Genomic DNA, 16,007 nt, shown 5'->3' on the forward strand with positions numbered 1-16,007 from the left:
GACCCGCGATGACCCAGGTGATGTTCGATCTCGACGTGCTGCGCACCTTCTCCACCGGCATGGCGCTCGGCAGCTACGCGCGCGCGGCCGACAAGCTGGGCCGCTCGACCTCGGCCGTGAGCGCGCAGCTCAAGAAGCTGGAGTCGCAGGCCGGCACCGTGCTGTTCCGCAAGGAAGGCCGCGGCCTCGCGCTCACCGACGCGGGCGAGACGCTGCTGGCCTACGCGCACCGCATGCTCGAGCTCAACGACGAGGCCAGCGCCGCCCTGCGTGGCGCCGACCTGCAGGGCTGGGTGCGGCTGGGACTGCAGGAAGACTTCGGCGAGACGCTGCTGCCGGCCGTGCTCGGCCGCTTCGCGCGCGCCCACCCCAAGGTGCGCATCGAGGCCTGCGTGGCGCGCAGCGGCGAGCTGCGCGAGCGGCTCGAGCTGGGCCAGCTCGACCTGGCGCTGGCCTGGGACGCGGGCGACCAGCCGCTGTCGCCGCATGCCGAGCGCGTGGCGCGGATGCCGCTGCTGTGGATCGGCCCCACGGCGCCCGAGCGCGTCGATGCGCCCTGGTGGACCGAGCGCGAGCACCGCGCGGGCGTTCGCGCCGTGAAGAGCAAGGAGCCGCTGCCGCTCATCATGCTGGACGCCCCGTGCCCGCTGCGCGAGATCGTCATCACCGCGCTCGACCGCGCCGGCCTGCCGTGGCGCCGCGCCTTCGGCAGCGCCAGCCTGGCGGCGCTGTGGGCCGCGACCTCGGCCGGCCTGGGCCTGACCGTGCGCACGCCGTTCGGCTTGCCTGCGCATGTGCGCGCGCTCGACCGCGCGGTGCTCTCGCTGCCGGCGCTGCCGCAGATCTCGCTCGTGCTGTACCGCGCGCAGGCCCGCGCCGAGGCCCCGGCGAGCCGGCTGGCCACGCTGCTGCTGGAGGCCGTGCGCCAGCATCTGCAGGTCGAGACCGTGCAACCCCGCTGAGCGCAGGCCCTTGCGCGGGCCGCCGCCGCGATGCGTGAGAATCCGCCGCTGGAGACAAGTACAAGAGACAAGACCCAAGCGAGACGGCATGACCACCACGCGGCACAACTCCCTGCACCTGTGGGACGACAGGTTCCTCTACATCACACCGGCGATCCAGTCGGGGCTCACGGCCCGTTCGTCGGCCACGCTGCTGGCCTCGGTGAGCGGCCATCCCTTCACGCTGGAGGCGGTCGACGGCACGCGCGTGCGCTGCACCGCCGCGCTGGTGGGGCCGCATGTGTCGCGCCGGCTCGACGTCGACGGCTGCGGGCTGCTGTCGCTCAACCTCGACCCGGCCTCCAGCGCCTACCGCATGCTCTCGCGGCACCTGGGCGGCCACGGCATCCAGCCGCTCGACGCGCGCCGCTTCGGCCGCGCGCGCGACGACTTCGAACCGGCGCAGCACGGCGCGCTGTCCGACCGGCGCCTGCAGGTGCTGAGTTCGAAGCTGGTCACGTCGATCACCGAGTGCCCCGAGCTGCAGGCCGTCATCGACCCGCGCATCGACCGCGTGCTGCAGGCCATCCGCACGCATGCGGGGCAGATCCCGCTGCGCGAGCTGTCGGCGCTGGCCTTTCTCTCGCCCGACCGGCTCACGCACCTGTTCGCGCAGCAGGTGGGCGTGTCGATCAAGCGCTATGCGCTGTGGACCAAGGTGCGCCGCACGGTGCAGCAGTTCACCGCGCGCCGCCCGCTGACCGACGTGGCGCTGGTCAGCGGCTTCACCGACGCGGCGCACATGAGCCGCACCTTCCAGCGCTACTTCGGCCTGTCGCCGTCCTTCCTGTCGAACCAGGTGCGCGTGACGGCCGACGAGCAGGCCTCGCACGCGTGGGGGCGCGGCCTCGCGCACTGAGGCGCCTTCGAAGGTCTCCGGGCGTGGCGCAGGACAGCGGCTGCGTTCAAGCCCCGGCACGCCGGCGTGCCTAAGCTGTGCGGTGCTCCATCAAGAGAGCGCCCATCCAACTGGAGACAGCATGAGACCTCGGAATTTCCTGCGCGGCGCAACGCCGCGATCACTCTGGCTTGCGCTCGTGGCTGCAGCCGCACTGACCGCCTGCGGTGGCGGCGGAGGCGGTGGCAGCAGCAGCTTTCCCTTCTTCCCCGGCACGGGCGGCAATCCGCCCGCAGAGAACAACGCCTACAAGGCCGAGATCCGCCGCACCACGATGGGCGTGCCGCACATCAAGGCCGCCGACTGGCCCGACCTGGGCTACGGCTACGGCTACGCGCAGGCCGAGGACAACCTGTGCACCATGGCCGACTCGTTCCTCACCTACCGCGGCGAGCGCTCGCAGTACTTCGGTGCCGACGCGAAGCTCGTGGCCAGCAGCACCATCGGCCTGCCGAAGAACATCGACGCCGACTTCTTCCACCGCCACGTCATCTCGTCCGACGTGCTGCAGCAGATGATCGGCGCGCAGGCCGACTACATGCAGCGACTGGTGGAGGGCTTCGCCGCCGGCTACAACCGCTACCTGCGCGACGCGAAGGCCGGCGGCAGCGCGCACGCGGCCTGCCGCACCGAAGCCTGGGTGAAGCCGATCACCGCCGAGGACATCTACCGCCGCATGTACGCGACCAACCTGGCGGGCGGCTACAGCAACTTCCTGGCGCACATCGCGAACGCGACCCCGCCCGTGCCCGCGGCGCCGACGAAGGTCGCGGTACGCAGCACCAGCAACAGCAAGAAGACAGCGCCGCCGCTGCAGCTCGCCGCGCGCGACCTCGCCGTGCCCTTGCAGGTCGGCGGCGAGGAGGGCGTGGGCAGCAACATGATCGGCTTCGGCACCGCCGCCACCGGCGACGCGAGCCCGCTGCTGTTCGGCAATCCGCACTGGTACTGGCGCGGGCCCGACCGCTTCTACCAGGCGCAGCTCACCATTCCGGGCAAGCTCAACGTGAGCGGCACCTCGTTCCTGGGCATTCCGGTGACGCTGATCGGCTTCAACGACAACATCGCGTGGAGCCACACGGTCTCGACCGCCAAGCGCTTCGGCTTCTACGAACTGCAGCTGGCCTCGAGCGACCCCACCAGCTACATGCGCGACGGCAACGCGGTGAAGATGCAGGCCCGCGAGATCACCGTGCAGGTGAAGCAGGCCGACGGCAGCGTGGTGCCGGTGACGCGCACGCTCTACAAGTCCGAGTACGGGCCGATCGTCAACCTGCAGTACCTCAGCGACAAGCTGCCGCCGTGGACCACCACCATGGCCTACGCGATGCGCGACATCAACGACCAGAACTTCCGCACCTTCCGCAACTGGCTGCGCTGGAGCCAGGCGAAGTCACTCGACGAGTTCATTGCCATCCAGCGCGAAGAAGCGGCCATTCCGTGGGTCAATACCGTGGCCGTGGGCCGGGGCAGCGCCAAGGCCTGGTACGCCGACATCGGTGCGGTGCCCAACGTGTCGGTGGACCAGGTGGCGACCTGTTCGAGCAAGAGCCCGATCGGCGCGGCACTGCAGGCCGTGCCGGCGCTGGCCCGCGTGCCGGTGCTCGACGGCTCGCGCAGCGCCTGCGACTGGCAGACCGATGCCGACTCGGCGCAGAAGGGCGCGCTGGGCGCCGCCCGCATGCCCAGCCTGCTGCGTGACGATTACGTGGCCAACATGAACGACAGCTACTGGCTGGCGAACCCGAAGGCGCCGCTCACCGGCTTCCCGGAGATCATGGGCCCGGCCGGCACCGACCCCGTGAGCTTCCGCACGCGCCTGGGCCATCTGCTCGCGCAGGGCCGCATCGACGGCACCGACAGCCACGGCGCGCGGGGCGCCACGCCCGACAGCGTGAAGCGCATGGTGCTGGACAGCCGCGCGCTGACGGCCGAGCTCTTCAAGATGCAGGCGCTGCCGCTGGTGTGCGCGAAGGCCACCATCAACGTCGCCACCGATCCGCTGACCAGCGAGGCCATCGGCCGCGACATCGATGTCTCTGCGGCCTGCAGCGCGCTGCAGGACTGGAACGGCATTGGCGTTGCGGGTGCGCGCGGCGCGCATGTGTGGGACGAGTTCTGGAACCGCGCCTCGCGCATTCCGGCGGCCGACCTGTACAGCGTGCCCTTCAACCCGGCCGACCCGGTCCGCACCCCGCGCGACCTGAAGCCCGCCGCCGCCCTCGCGCTGCAGCAGGCCTTCGGTGCCGCCGTGGCGCGCGTGCAGGCCAGCGGCTTCGCCGAGAACGCGGCGCGCGGCGACTACCTGTTCGCCACCCGCGGCGGCCAGAAGATCCCGCTGTACGGCGGCTGCGGCGGCCCGGGCTACTTCACCATCGCCTGTTCCGAGAACCGGCTCGACAAGGGTGGCTACACGATGGACGCCAACCCGAACGGCAACAGCTACATGCACATCGTGCGTTTCCCTGAAGGCGGCGTGGAGGCCCACACCTTCCTGACGTTCTCGCTGTCGGACGACCCGGCTTCGGCGCACAACGCCGACTACACCCGGGCCTACAGCGCGGGGCAGTGGCTGAAGGTGCCGTTCTCCGAAGCGGAGATCAAGGGCGACGCGGCCTACCGCAGCGCGGTCGTCAGCGAGTAGATCAGCGAGTAACGGGCGCCGTGGTGGACGCGGCGCGCTGTGCGAGCCAGTTCCACCCGGCGCCTGCGGCCATGAGCACGCAGGTGCCGAGGAACACGGCGCGCATGCCGACGTGCCCGCCCACGAAGCCGCCCAGCAGCGGGCCCGCCACCTGGCCCGCGTACTGCGCCGACGTCGAGTAGCCCAGCATGTTGCCGGCCACGCGCTCGGGCGCGTTGTGGCGGATCACGCTGGCAATGCACGGCAGCAGCCCGCCGAGCGACAGCCCCATCAGGAAGCGCAGCACCACCAGCTGCCAGCCCGCCGTGACGAAGGCCTGCGGAATCAGCAGCAGCGCCGACACCGCGAGGCACCCGACGATCACGTTCCAGTGCCCCACGCGGTCGGCCAGCTTGCCCAGCCGCGAGGCCGAGAGGATGCTGCCGAGCGCGGCGGCCGACATCACGAGGCCGGCCATCATCGTCACGCGCTGCGGGTCGTCGAGCAGCGTGGCGACGTAGACCGTGATGATCGGCTCGATCGACATGTTGGCCAGCATCAGCAGCATGCCGGTGAAGAGCATCGCGACCAGCGGGCGCTTGTCGGGCACGGCGGCCCAGCCGGTGTCGTCGGACGTGCCGCGCTGCTTCGCTGCGGAAGGCGCCTTCTTCTCTTCACGGATGAGAAAGGCCGTCGCGAGAAAGGCGATGAAGATCATCGCGCCCGCCGCGAAGAAGGTGTTGCGGATGCCGACCAGCGGCGGCAGCACCCCGCCCACCAGCGGCCCCACGAGGTTGCCCGCCATGATGGCCGACGACATCGTGCCCAGCGCCCAGCCGGTGCGGTCCTTGGGCGTCTGCGTGGCGACCAGCACCATCGAGCCCGAGGCGTACCCGCCGAGCAGCCCCGCCAGCAGCCGCAGGCCCACGAGCTGCCACACGTTGGCCGCCAGGCCGATCAGCGCCATCGCCACCGCCATGCCGAGGCTCGCTCGGATCAGCATCGGCTTGCGCCCGTAGCGGTCGGCCAGCCGGCCCCACAGCGGCGCGACCAGCGCGGCGCTCAGGAAGGTGGCGCCATAGGCCGCGCCCGACCACTGCACGATGGCCGCGTGGCCCTTCACGCCAAGCTGCTCGACGTACAGCGGCAGGAAGGGCAGCAGCAGCGTCATCGCGATGATGGTCGTGAAGGAGCCGAACATGCAGACGGCGAGGTTGCGCTGCCAGTGTGCGTGGGCGCCCGGTTCGGCTGTGGGGGCGCCTGTTGTCGTTGTCGTCGGGTTCGTCATGGTGGGGAACGCCCATTGTGGGACGACCCGCGCGGGCTGGCGCTTGCCGATTGGTGGGGGCACCCATCGCCGTGCGGGAAGGGCGCAGGCCGTATCCCTTCCGCTGGCGCGGTGGGACGGGTTGGTCTAGCCTTGTGTCTGCTGCTTCAAACAACCCTCTTTTCAGGACATGGCCATGAAACGCATCGGCATGCTCGTCTTCCCCGGTTTCCAGATCCTCGACCTCGCTGCCATTGCCGCGTTCGAGCTCGCGAACCTCCATGCCGGCAAGCAGGTCTACCAGGTCGAGCTGCTGTCGGAAGAGGGCGGCCCCGTGACCAGCTCGTCGGGCGTGGTCACCGACAGCAAGCGCTTCGGCACGGGGAAGTTCGACACGCTGGTGATGAGCGGCGCGCTCTTCATCGCGCCCACGTCCGAGAAGATGTGCCGCTTCCTGCGCGCGGGGCTGCGCAACGCGCGCCGCGTGACCAGCATCTGCACTGGCGCCTTCGGGCTGGCGGATGCGGGCCTGCTCGACGGACGCCGGGCGACCACGCACTGGTCCTTTGCGGGCGAGCTGCAGAAGCGCCATCCCGCCGTCAAGGTGCAGCCCGACCGCATCTTCATCAACGACGGGCCGGTGTGGACCTCGGCCGGCATGACGGCGGGCATCGACCTCGTGCTGGCCCTGGTGGAGGAAGACCTCGGCGTGGAGGCGGCACGGTTCGCGGCGAGGAAGCTGGTCGTGTACCACCGCCGCGCGGGCGGGCAGTCGCAGCATTCCGCGCTGCTCGAGCTGGCACCCAAGTCGGACCGCATCCAGAAGGCGCTGGTGCATGCGCGCGCCAACCTGCGCGAGACGCTGTCGGTGGACGAACTGGCCGAGGTCGCGCACCTCAGCCCGCGCCAGTTCAGCCGCGCCTTCAAGGCCGAGACCGGGCAGTCGCCGGCGCATGCGGTCGAGAACCTGCGCGTGGAGGCGGCGCGCGCGCTGATCGACGAGGGCAGCCTCGCGCTCGGCGTGGTCGCGCGCGAAACCGGCTTCGGCGACCCCGAGCGCATGCGCCGCGCCTTCCTGCGCACGCTGGGGCATCCGCCGCAGAGCGTGCGCCGCGTGGCCCGTCGGGAAGCCGCGACGGCTTGAGCTGCGCATGTCCTGAAAGGTGGCTTATATGACATTTACGCCATCGCCTTGCAGGAAGAGACTTCTCCCCACGGCCACACACCCGTGGCGACGAAGGAAACTCCATGACTGCAACCCAAGCAAATCCGAACAAGGGCACGGCCCTCATCACCGGCGCGTCGTCGGGCATCGGCGCCGTGTACGCGGACCGTCTCGCGCGGCGCGGCTTCGACCTGATCCTGGTGGCGCGCAACCGCGAGCGCCTTGCCGCGCTGGCCACGAAGCTCTCGGACGAGACCGGGCGCAAGGTCGAGGTTCTCCCGGCCGACCTGTCCGACCGGAAGGACATCGCGTCCGTGGAAGCCGTGCTGCGCACCCGCGGCGACATCACCCTGCTGGTGAACAACGCCGGCTTCGGCGCCGCCGGGCCGCTGCTCGGCTCGGACATCGACAAGATGGCGGACATGATCGAGCTCAACGTGAGCGCGCTCACGCGGCTCACCTATGCGGCCGTGCCCGGTTTCGTTGAACGCGGTGCCGGCACGCTGGTGAACATCGCCTCCATCGTGGCGATCTCGCCCGAGACGCTCAACGGCGTGTACGGCGGCACCAAGGCCTTCGTGCTGGCACTGAGCCAGTCGTTGCAGCACGAGCTGAAGGACAAGGGCGTGCGCGTGCAGGCGGTGCTGCCCGGTGCGACAGCCACCGAGTTCTGGGGCGTCGCAGGCGTGCCGATGGCGCACCTGCCCAAGGAGATCGTGATGACGGCGCAGGACATGGTCGATGCCGCCCTTGCGGGGCTCGACCAGGGCGAGCAGGTCACGATTCCGGCGTTGCCTGATCTGGCCGAGTGGGAGGCGTTCGATGCGGCGCGGCGTGCGATGTCGGGCAGGTTGTCGAGCACGGCGCCGGCGGCGCGCTATGGCGTCGGTGCCACCGCGCTACTGGCATGACGCCTGCGTTCGGTGGGTGAGGCCGTCGGTCGTGCACGAAGAAGACGTGCCCCGGGAACTCCGCCAGCCTGGCTTCACTTCAGAGGCGGTCAGAGCGGCCGCACCTGCCATGCGGAGTCCGGTCCGAAAAGCGCCCGGCACTGGGGGCATTCCTCAGAGAAGTACGGAATCTCCGCATTGCATGAGGGGCACACGCCGAGGCGGGTCGCGGGGTCGAAGGTGTCCGGCGCCGGCATGTCATCGGTGGGGAAGCCGGCGGAAGGAAACGAGAGCGGCGCGGCCGACGCAGGCGGCACGATCGGCGTCAGCAACCTCGCTTTCAGCGCGTCGCGTGTCTGCGCGTCCAGTCCTTCGCTGTCGGCATAGGCATCCACGACCTTGCGTCGTTTCTCGAGCCATTCCGGCTGGTGCTGGCGCCAGACGGCGAAGGCCTCGGCCAGTGCCATGCGCAGCACGGTTGGCGGCATGCCGCGGTAGAACAGGTGCAGTTCGCCGAGATGCGTGACGAAGGAAATGAAGCTCTGCAGGGTCGGTTGCGTCGTGGCGGAGATGTGTTCCCGCCCCGCCAGGCCTTGCGTGGTCTCGCCCGTTGTCGCGACTTCGCGGTTCTCGATCGTGAGCTCGGCCAGCTCGAAGTAGGGCAAGGGGATCGGATCGCGGTTCTTGGCCTTCACCATCACGCATTTCGTGCCGAAGGCCAGGGTGACGGTCTCGTTGGTGAAGAGGTCGTAGCCCGCCGCGTTGGCGACGATGCATGGCTCGAGCACGGGCGTTCGTGGCAGCGGCGTGAAGTCGAAATGCATGCTGAGGGTCATGGCTGGCAGGTTGTCATGTGGAGGCACGGATCGTAGTGAGTGCACGGCATTCCTGGCCGCCGCATCCGATGCGTCTGTGCGGCCGGATGCGTTCGCGTTTTGCGGCGGCCATGGCTGGCGGGAGGCCTCGGCACTAAAATCCGAACCCCGCAGCAGGGCGTCCCGGCCTGCTGCGGGGTTTTGCTTTTCCGGGGCCATGTAGAGGAACACCATGTACAAAAACCTCGCGGGCCGCGCCGTTCTGGCGCTGGCAGCCGCTTGCTTTTTATCTCCCGCCCTGTCCCAGACCGCGCCGCCGAAGCCACCTCCCGCCAAGGACGCGCTGAAGGTCGGCTTTGTCTACGTCACGCCGGTCACCGATGCCGGCTGGGTGCGCCAGCATGAAGAAGGCCGCAAGGCTGTCGAAGCGGCGCTGGGCTCCCGCGTGAACACCGTCTTCGTCGAGAACGTGCCCGAAGGCGCCGACGCCGAGCGCGTGATCCGCGACCTTGCGCAGCAGGGCAGCCAGCTGATCTTCACGCCCAGCTTCGGCTACATGGAGCCGACGCTGAAGGTCGCGAAGGACTTTCCCGGCGTGAAGTTCGAATCGATCACCGGCTACAAGACCGCGCCCAATGTGGCGACCGCCAACGCCCGCTACTACGAAGGCCGCTACCTCGCGGGCATCGCGGCCGGGCGCATGACGAAGACCAACATCGCGGGCTATGTGGCGGGCTTTCCGATTCCCGAGGTGCTGCAGGGCATCAACGCCTTCACGCTCGGCATGCGCTCGGTGAACCCGAAGGCCAAGGTGATCGTGGTGTGGCTCAACGAGTGGTTCGATCCGCCGAAGGAGCGCGACGCGGCCATGGCGCTGTTCAACCAGAACGCCGACGTGCTCGCCTTCCACACGGGCTCGACCGCCGTGATGGCCGCCGCGCAGGAGCGCGGCAAGATGGCCGTGGCCTACCACTCCGACATGCGCAAGATCGCGCCCGACGCGCAGATCGTCGCGGTCACGCACCAGTGGGGCGGCTACTACACGCAGCGCGCGAAGGCCGTGCTCGACGGCACCTGGAAGAGCGGCAACCTCTGGGGCGGCGTGAAGGAAGGAATGATCCGCGTCGGCGACTTCGGTACCAAGGTGCCCAAGGCCGTGCAGGACGAGGTGCTGGCGCGGCAGAAGGACATCGCGGCGGGCAAGCTGCAGCCGTTCCGCTCGGTGGCGGCCGATGTGCGCGACAACGAAGGCCGCGTCGCGATCGCCAAGGGCGCGCAGCTGAGCGACGAGCAGATCCTGCAGATGAACTGGCTGGCCGAGGGCGTGCAGGGGCGGGTGACGCGCTGAGCGCGGCCTTTGGCCCCGCCTGAAGAGAGCGTTGCGCGTATAGCACTCATACGCGCAGGGCAATTCCCGCCGTCCGGGGCTGGATTACCCTCCGCATCCACGATGAAAAAAGCCTACCGCGCCTCCCTCCTGCGATTCGACGCCGCCGGCCTGCCTGTCTTCGACGAGGACGGCCTGCTGGTCGTCGCCCCCGACAGCACCGGCCGCCAGCGCGTGCTCGACGCCGGCAGCCATGCCGACGTGTCGCCGCGCCATGCCGGCGCCCACACCACCCACCTGCCGGGCCGCATCCTGGCGCCGGGCTTCGTGGACATGCACGTGCATTACCCGCAGACCGACATCATCGGCGCGCCCGCCGCCGGCCTGCTGCCCTGGCTCGAGAACTACACCTTCCCGGCGGAAGCCAAGTTCGCCGACCCCGCCCATTCGCGCGTGGTGGCCGACGTGTTCTTCGACGAGCTGCTGCGCAACGGCGTGACCACCTCGCTGACCTTCGCGACCTCGCACGTCGCCTCGGTCGACGCCTTCTTCGAGAGCGCGCAGCGCCGCCAGCTGCGCATGATCACCGGCAAGGTGCTGCAGGACCGCAACTCGCCCGACGGCGTGCGCGACGACACCGAGCAGAGCCTGGTCGACACGGAGGCGCTGATCCGCAAGTGGCACAACGTCGATCGCCTGGGCTACGCCATCACGCCGCGCTTTGCACCCACCAGCACCGACGCGCAGATGCGCGGTGCCGGCGAGCTGGCCGCCAAATACGGCGACACCTGGATCCAGTCGCACGTGGCCGAGAACCGCGACGAGGTGAAATGGGCGCGCGAGCTGTACCCCAAGTCGCGCTCCTACCTGGACGTGTACGCCGACTTCGGCCTGCTGCGCGAGCGCGCCGTGTACGCCCACTGCATCTACCTGGACGACACCGACCGTGCGCTCATGCACGAGACGAAGACGGCCGCCGCCGTGAGCCCCACGAGCAACCTGTTCCTGGGCAGCGGCTTCTTCGACTTCGGCGCGGCCGACCGCCTCGAGCAACCCTACGGCCTGGCCAGCGACGTGGGCGGCGGCACCAGCTTCAGCCCCTTCCACACCATGCTGGCCGCGTACTACGTGGGTCGCGAGGGCCAGACCAAGACCGGCCTGAGCATCGCGCCCTCGCGGCTGTGGTGGCACCACACCGGCGGCGCCGCGCGCTCGCTGGGGCTCGACGGCGTGGTCGGCAACCTGCAGCCAGGCTGCGAGGCCGACTTCCTGGTGCTCAACCCGTCCGCCACGCCGCTCCTGGCGCGCAAGACCTCGCTGGCCAACAACCTCGAAGAGCTGTTGTTCGCGATGATCGTGCTGGGCGACGACCGGCTGGTCGAGCGCACGGTGATTTCGCAGGCGGGCTGAGCACGTCGATCCCGGCGTCTAGAACGTTCCGCAGGTTTCGGCCAACGGTGGATCGGTCGTATCGGACCGCGTAGCCGCGATGCGGCCGGCCGCGCTCTTGCAGGAAGCCAGGGCCCCGGCCTGTGACGGCGCATTGCTGCGTGCGATTTCCAACAGGTAGGTGTTGGCCACACCACGCCATGCTTCTTGCGGCCAGGAGGCGATGGCCCGAAAGAGTGTCGCCTCACCGTCCTTCCATACCTGTCCATTGCTCGAAGGACGAATGGCGTTGACCATGGCCATCTCGCGCATGCCTGGGGAGCACCATTCGAAGCGTCCATTCACCTGCGCGGAAATCGTTTCGACGAGGTCCATGCGACGCTGCGCGAGCGCGCGAACGAAAAGGTGGTAAAGGGCCTCGTCGCCAGCCCGCAGCGGTGGGCCCCGGTGCTTGGCCAGCACCGTCAGCATCTCGATGGGAACCGGGCCTTGCGGTGGGGCAATCTCGCCGGTCTCGCGCAGCGCGGAAATCTTCGACTGATCTTGCACGGACATGAGCCAGGTGGCGTCGTCGTCGTGCTCTGCCAGGCCGACGAAGCAGGTGGCATAGGTAGCGTCGATGCGCCTGCCGTGCCATGCCTGTTTTCTTTTTACATACTGCTGCGTGCGGTCAAGCAGGTGATCGAGGATGCGCCACCGGTTGGCTTTAAACGCAGTGTGCAGCCGATCCGGGGAGTCCAACGGAGCTATCCCGCACGAAAACTCATTCATCTGAGCCGGGGGAATGGCATTGACGAATGCTTGGCAGGTCGTGTCTGCTGTTTCGAGTGCGGCGGGATCGTCCGCTTCGATGGCCTCACGGATCGCGGCAAGGTGCTTTTGATGAGAAGTCTTCCATCGGGCAAGAGCCGCCGCGGCTCTTTCTGTTTCGTGCATCGTGTCGTGTTCTTGGAGTCGGTTCGACACCGCGCTGAGGCCCATGAACAACGCCACCGCGCAGAAGTACACGAGGGCCAGTGTCAGGGTCCGTTCCAGCGCGGCTCCCAGCAGCAGCACGAGACCAAATCCGCATGTGACGAAGCCGATCCCGTTCCAGAACGACCAGCTGGACGATCCACCAGAAGACCCGCCGCCATGGCCGCCGCAGCACCCGCCCGCGATCGCGCCTCCGATCGCTGCAACCAACGGGATGCCCAAGATGACCATGCCGGTCAGCAGCACCACCACGCCGAGCAATGCCTGCGACTTGCGCGAACTGGGAGCCTTCGACAAGGATGGAGTGCCGGAAAGAGGGGGCTGGTCTTCTGTGTTCATAGGCTGCTGAGCAGGATAGTCGCGAGCCATGCGCTCCAACCGTCGTGCCACAATTCGCATCATTTCCCCGTAGCAGCAGCATCAGCGAGCGCATATGAGCATCAAGAGCGACAAATGGATCCGGCGCATGGCCGAGAACGAAGGAATGATCGATCCCTTCGAACCGGGCCAGGTGCGCGAGAACGACGGCCACAAGATCATCAGCTACGGCACCTCGAGCTACGGCTACGACATCCGGTGCGCGCCCGAGTTCAAGGTCTTCACCAACATCCACAGCACGGTGGTCGACCCGAAGAACTTCGACGAGAAGAGCTTCGTCGACATGCACGGCGACTACTGCATCATTCCGCCCAACAGCTTCGCGCTGGCGCGCACCGTGGAGTACTTCCGCATCCCGCGCAACGTGCTCACCATCTGCCTGGGCAAGAGCACCTACGCGCGCTGCGGCATCATCGTCAACGTGACCCCGTTCGAGCCCGAATGGGAAGGCTACGTGACGCTGGAGTTCAGCAACACCACGCCGCTGCCCGCCAAGATCTACGCGGGCGAAGGCTGCGCGCAGGTGCTGTTCTTCGAGAGCGACGAGGTCTGCGAGACCAGCTACAAGGACCGCGGCGGCAAGTACCAGGGCCAGCGCGGCGTCACGCTGCCCAAGACCTGACAGCCTGATACAGGCATCCTGACCGCCGGTTACGTTCCGGGCGGCCGGGCCAAGTACCATCCTGCGACGTTCCGGCAAATACGCCGTTCAGCAAGCCGGCAAGGAGACTGCGATGAGATGGGAAGGCAACGAACAATCCGACAACGTCGAAGACCGCCGTGATGGTGGGGGGGGCGGCGGAGGCGGCGGCTTCATCGGTGGGCGCGGCATTGGCATCGGCACCATCGCGGTCGCGCTCATCGCCGGCTGGATCTTCGGCATCAACCCGCTCACCGTGCTGAGCCTGCTCAGCGGCGGCGGCGACCCGGTCCAGGTGCAGCAACAGCAGCAAGGCCCCGCGCCCAAGCCGCCCACCGGCGACCGCGAGGCGGCCTTCGTCTCCACCGTGCTGAAGAACACCGAGGTGGTCTGGACCGATCTCTTCCGCAAGAGTGGCGGCAATTACCAGGCGCCCCGGCTCGTGCTGTTCCGCGGCGCCACGCCCACGGCCTGTGGCACCGGGCAATCGGCCATGGGGCCGTTCTACTGCCCGGGCGACAAGAAGGTCTACATCGACCTGGCGTTCTACGACACCCTCAAGAACCAGCTCGGCGCGCCTGGCGAGTTCGCGCAGGCGTACGTCATCGCGCACGAGGTGGGCCACCACGTGCAGGACGAACTCGGCATCACCGCCAAGGTCGACGGCATGCGCGGGCGCCTGAGCCAGTCGCAGAACAACGCCGTCAGCGTGCGCGTCGAGCTGCAGGCCGACTGCTTCGCGGGCGTGTGGGCGCACCACTCGCAGGAGTCGAAGAAGTGGCTCGATCCGGGCGACATCGAGGCCGCCATGAACGCCGCGCAGAAGATCGGCGACGACGCCCTGCAGCGTTCCGCGGGCCGCGCCGTGGTGCCCGACAGCTTCACCCACGGCTCCAGTGCACAGCGCCAACGCTGGTTCGGCACGGGCTACCAGACGGGTGAAATGAAGTCCTGCGACACTTTCAATGCGCGCAATCTGTAAAGATTGTCTCGCGAGAGCCCCGGATTCATTGAGGTCTTTGCTATTGAATAAATAGCAATTCGGCCTGCGCGGATGTTGTCGTTTCGTTGTCACTGCCGTTTTTTGCGGCAGTGCGACAATAGAAGGCTCAATGACAATGTCCTTCTCCAATCTTTCGCTGGCAGAACCGCTGGCCCGCGCCGTGGCCGAAATGGGCTACGAGACCATGACGCCCATCCAGGCACAGGCCATTCCGGTCGTGCTTTCAGGCCAGGACGTGATGGGCGCCGCGCAGACCGGCACCGGCAAGACGGCGGCGTTTTCGCTGCCGCTGCTGCAGCGCATGCTCAAGCACGAAAACGCCTCCACCTCGCCCGCGCGGCATCCGGTGCGTGCGCTGGTGCTGCTGCCCACGCGTGAACTGGCCGACCAGGTCGCGCAACAGGTCAAGCTGTACGCCAAGTACACCAACCTGCGCAGCACGGTGGTGTTCGGCGGCATCGACATGAAGCCCCAGACGCTGGAGCTGAAGAAGGGCGTCGAAGTGCTCGTGGCCACGCCGGGCCGGCTGCTCGACCACATCGAGGCCAAGAACGCGGTGCTCAACCAGGTCGAATACGTCGTGCTCGACGAGGCCGACCGCATGCTCGACATCGGCTTCCTGCCCGACCTGCAGCGCATCCTGAGCTACCTGCCCAAGCAGCGCACCACGCTGCTGTTCTCGGCCACCTTCTCGCCCGAGATCAAGCGGCTGGCCAGCAGCTACCTGCAGAACCCGGTGACCATCGAAGTGGCGCGGCCGAACGAAACGGCCTCCACCGTCGAACAGCATTTCTACAGCGTCTCCGACGATGACAAGCGCCGTGCGCTCAAGCAGATCGTCAAGCAACGCGGCATTACGCAGGCCTTCGTGTTCGTCAACAGCAAGCTCGGCTGCGCGCGCCTCGCACGCTCGCTGGAGCGCGACGGTCTGCGTACCACCGCACTGCACGGCGACAAGAGCCAGGACGAACGCCTGAAGGCGCTCGCCTCGTTCAAGGCCGGTGAAGTCGACCTCTTGGTGTGCACCGACGTCGCGGCCCGCGGCCTGGACATCAAGGACGTGCCCGCCGTCTTCAACTTCGACATCCCGTTCAACGCCGAAGACTACGTGCACCGCATCGGCCGCACGGGCCGTGCCGGCGCCTCCGGCCTGGCCGTGAGCTTCGCCAGCGGCGGCAACGATGCGCGCCTGGTGGCCGACATCGAGAAGCTGATCAAGAAGAAGATCGAGCTCGAGCCTGTCGAGTTCGAGGAAGACCGCCCGCGCGGCCGCATCAACGACGGACGCCGTCACTGGCGTGAAGAAGGCGAAGCCGGCGACGCACGCGACGTGCTCGACCAGCCGCGCGAACGCCGCGAAGCCGACACCCGCCGCAGCATGAGCGGTGGCGGCCGCCCGCACCGCGCGCCGTCCGCGCCGCGCGATCCGTTCTTCGACAAGCCCTACGAATCCGGCGAGCGCGAAGCCGCACCGGCCTGGGAAGCGTCGGCCAAGGCCGCGCCCGCACGCGGCATCTCGAGCAACATCAAGAGCAAGCGCAAGGTCGCGGCACTGTTCAAGGCGGCCGAGCCGGGTTGAGCCGGGGTTGAGCGACAGTGAAAGTTAGAAAAGCCGGGCATGCCCGGCTTTTTTTCG

General features: G+C 68.3%; 13 protein-coding genes. 10 read left to right on the forward strand and 3 right to left on the reverse strand.

Annotated features, from left to right (window positions below; translation table 11 throughout):
* Positions 1–8 precede the first annotated feature (8 nt).
* The 3 genes from ACAM42_RS09805 to ACAM42_RS09815 all read left to right on the forward strand — a co-directional run bounded on the left by ACAM42_RS09805 (position 9) and on the right by ACAM42_RS09815 (position 4,543).
* The gene (locus tag ACAM42_RS09805; RefSeq protein WP_062477531.1) at positions 9–962 is read left to right on the forward strand and encodes a LysR substrate-binding domain-containing protein; all 954 of its coding nucleotides are present in this window, start codon (positions 9–11) and stop codon (positions 960–962) included.
* 88 nt (positions 963–1,050) lie between these two features.
* Complete coding sequence (locus ACAM42_RS09810) at positions 1,051–1,860, forward strand: helix-turn-helix domain-containing protein (RefSeq protein WP_369631878.1); 810 nt, start codon at positions 1,051–1,053, stop codon at positions 1,858–1,860.
* Between the two features lie 121 nt (positions 1,861–1,981).
* Positions 1,982–4,543, forward strand: a complete 2,562-nt coding sequence (locus ACAM42_RS09815; RefSeq protein WP_369631879.1) for a penicillin acylase family protein — start codon at positions 1,982–1,984, stop codon at positions 4,541–4,543.
* Position 4,544: 1 nt separating this feature from the next.
* Here ACAM42_RS09815 and ACAM42_RS09820 read toward each other — a convergent pair whose 3' ends face one another.
* Positions 4,545–5,723: an MFS transporter gene (locus tag ACAM42_RS09820; protein ID WP_369631880.1), complete on the reverse strand. Its 1,179-nt coding sequence runs from the start codon at positions 5,721–5,723 to the stop codon at positions 4,545–4,547.
* A 262-nt stretch (positions 5,724–5,985) separates the two neighbouring features.
* On the opposite strand from ACAM42_RS09820, the gene ACAM42_RS09825 reads away from it, so the two are divergent.
* Positions 5,986–6,933, forward strand: coding sequence for a GlxA family transcriptional regulator (locus ACAM42_RS09825; RefSeq protein ID WP_062477569.1), 948 nt, complete (start codon positions 5,986–5,988; stop codon positions 6,931–6,933).
* A gap of 104 nt (positions 6,934–7,037) precedes the next feature.
* Positions 7,038–7,865 (forward strand): SDR family NAD(P)-dependent oxidoreductase, encoded by an 828-nt coding sequence (locus ACAM42_RS09830; protein ID WP_369631881.1) that lies wholly within the window; start codon positions 7,038–7,040, stop codon positions 7,863–7,865.
* 89 nt (positions 7,866–7,954) lie between these two features.
* Here ACAM42_RS09830 and ACAM42_RS09835 read toward each other — a convergent pair whose 3' ends face one another.
* Positions 7,955–8,893 (reverse strand): hypothetical protein, encoded by a 939-nt coding sequence (locus ACAM42_RS09835; RefSeq protein WP_369631882.1) that lies wholly within the window; start codon positions 8,891–8,893, stop codon positions 7,955–7,957.
* Here ACAM42_RS09835 and ACAM42_RS09840 point away from each other — a divergent pair.
* Together ACAM42_RS09840 and guaD are read left to right on the forward strand one after the other, a co-directional pair.
* Entirely contained in the window at positions 8,892–10,007 is a 1,116-nt protein-coding gene (locus ACAM42_RS09840; RefSeq protein ID WP_369631883.1) for a BMP family ABC transporter substrate-binding protein, read from the forward strand. The genes ACAM42_RS09835 and ACAM42_RS09840 overlap by 2 nt on opposite strands.
* 102 nt (positions 10,008–10,109) lie before the next feature.
* Positions 10,110–11,396: a guanine deaminase gene (guaD, locus tag ACAM42_RS09845; protein WP_369631884.1), complete on the forward strand. Its 1,287-nt coding sequence runs from the start codon at positions 10,110–10,112 to the stop codon at positions 11,394–11,396.
* A gap of 18 nt (positions 11,397–11,414) precedes the next feature.
* Here guaD and ACAM42_RS09850 read toward each other — a convergent pair whose 3' ends face one another.
* Complete coding sequence (locus tag ACAM42_RS09850; RefSeq protein WP_369631885.1) at positions 11,415–12,689, reverse strand: hypothetical protein; 1,275 nt, start codon at positions 12,687–12,689, stop codon at positions 11,415–11,417.
* 94 nt (positions 12,690–12,783) lie between these two features.
* On the opposite strand from ACAM42_RS09850, the gene dcd reads away from it, so the two are divergent.
* The 3 genes from dcd (at position 12,784) to ACAM42_RS09865 (ending at position 15,950) form a co-directional block, all read left to right on the forward strand.
* The gene (gene dcd, locus ACAM42_RS09855) at positions 12,784–13,350 is read left to right on the forward strand and encodes a dCTP deaminase (RefSeq protein ID WP_062477547.1); all 567 of its coding nucleotides are present in this window, start codon (positions 12,784–12,786) and stop codon (positions 13,348–13,350) included.
* Positions 13,351–13,462: 112 nt separating this feature from the next.
* Entirely contained in the window at positions 13,463–14,350 is an 888-nt protein-coding gene (locus ACAM42_RS09860; protein WP_062477550.1) for a neutral zinc metallopeptidase, read from the forward strand.
* Positions 14,351–14,480: 130 nt separating this feature from the next.
* On the forward strand, positions 14,481–15,950 hold the full coding sequence (locus ACAM42_RS09865) for a DEAD/DEAH box helicase (protein ID WP_062477554.1): 1,470 nt from the start codon (positions 14,481–14,483) through the stop codon (positions 15,948–15,950).
* Positions 15,951–16,007 lie beyond the last annotated feature (57 nt).

It is taken from the genome of Variovorax sp. V35 (genome assembly GCF_041154465.1).
Classification (GTDB): Bacteria; Pseudomonadota; Gammaproteobacteria; order Burkholderiales; family Burkholderiaceae_C; genus Variovorax; species Variovorax boronicumulans.

Bases quoted from the DNA above. Each gene is read 5' to 3' on its own strand.
- ACAM42_RS09805 (WP_062477531.1), top strand. From the start codon at position 9: ATGACCCAGGTGATGTTCGATCTCGACGTGCTGCGCACCTTCTCCACC.
- ACAM42_RS09810 (WP_369631878.1), top strand. From the start codon at position 1,051: ATGACCACCACGCGGCACAACTCCCTGCACCTGTGGGACGACAGGTTC.
- ACAM42_RS09815 (WP_369631879.1), top strand. From the start codon at position 1,982: ATGAGACCTCGGAATTTCCTGCGCGGCGCAACGCCGCGATCACTCTGG.
- ACAM42_RS09820 (WP_369631880.1), bottom strand. From the start codon at position 5,723: ATGTTCGGCTCCTTCACGACCATCATCGCGATGACGCTGCTGCTGCCC.
- ACAM42_RS09825 (WP_062477569.1), top strand. From the start codon at position 5,986: ATGAAACGCATCGGCATGCTCGTCTTCCCCGGTTTCCAGATCCTCGAC.
- ACAM42_RS09830 (WP_369631881.1), top strand. From the start codon at position 7,038: ATGACTGCAACCCAAGCAAATCCGAACAAGGGCACGGCCCTCATCACC.
- ACAM42_RS09840 (WP_369631883.1), top strand. From the start codon at position 8,892: ATGTACAAAAACCTCGCGGGCCGCGCCGTTCTGGCGCTGGCAGCCGCT.
- ACAM42_RS09835 (WP_369631882.1), bottom strand. From the start codon at position 8,893: ATGGTGTTCCTCTACATGGCCCCGGAAAAGCAAAACCCCGCAGCAGGC.
- guaD (WP_369631884.1), top strand. From the start codon at position 10,110: ATGAAAAAAGCCTACCGCGCCTCCCTCCTGCGATTCGACGCCGCCGGC.
- ACAM42_RS09850 (WP_369631885.1), bottom strand. From the start codon at position 12,689: ATGAACACAGAAGACCAGCCCCCTCTTTCCGGCACTCCATCCTTGTCG.
- dcd (WP_062477547.1), top strand. From the start codon at position 12,784: ATGAGCATCAAGAGCGACAAATGGATCCGGCGCATGGCCGAGAACGAA.
- ACAM42_RS09860 (WP_062477550.1), top strand. From the start codon at position 13,463: ATGAGATGGGAAGGCAACGAACAATCCGACAACGTCGAAGACCGCCGT.
- ACAM42_RS09865 (WP_062477554.1), top strand. From the start codon at position 14,481: ATGACAATGTCCTTCTCCAATCTTTCGCTGGCAGAACCGCTGGCCCGC.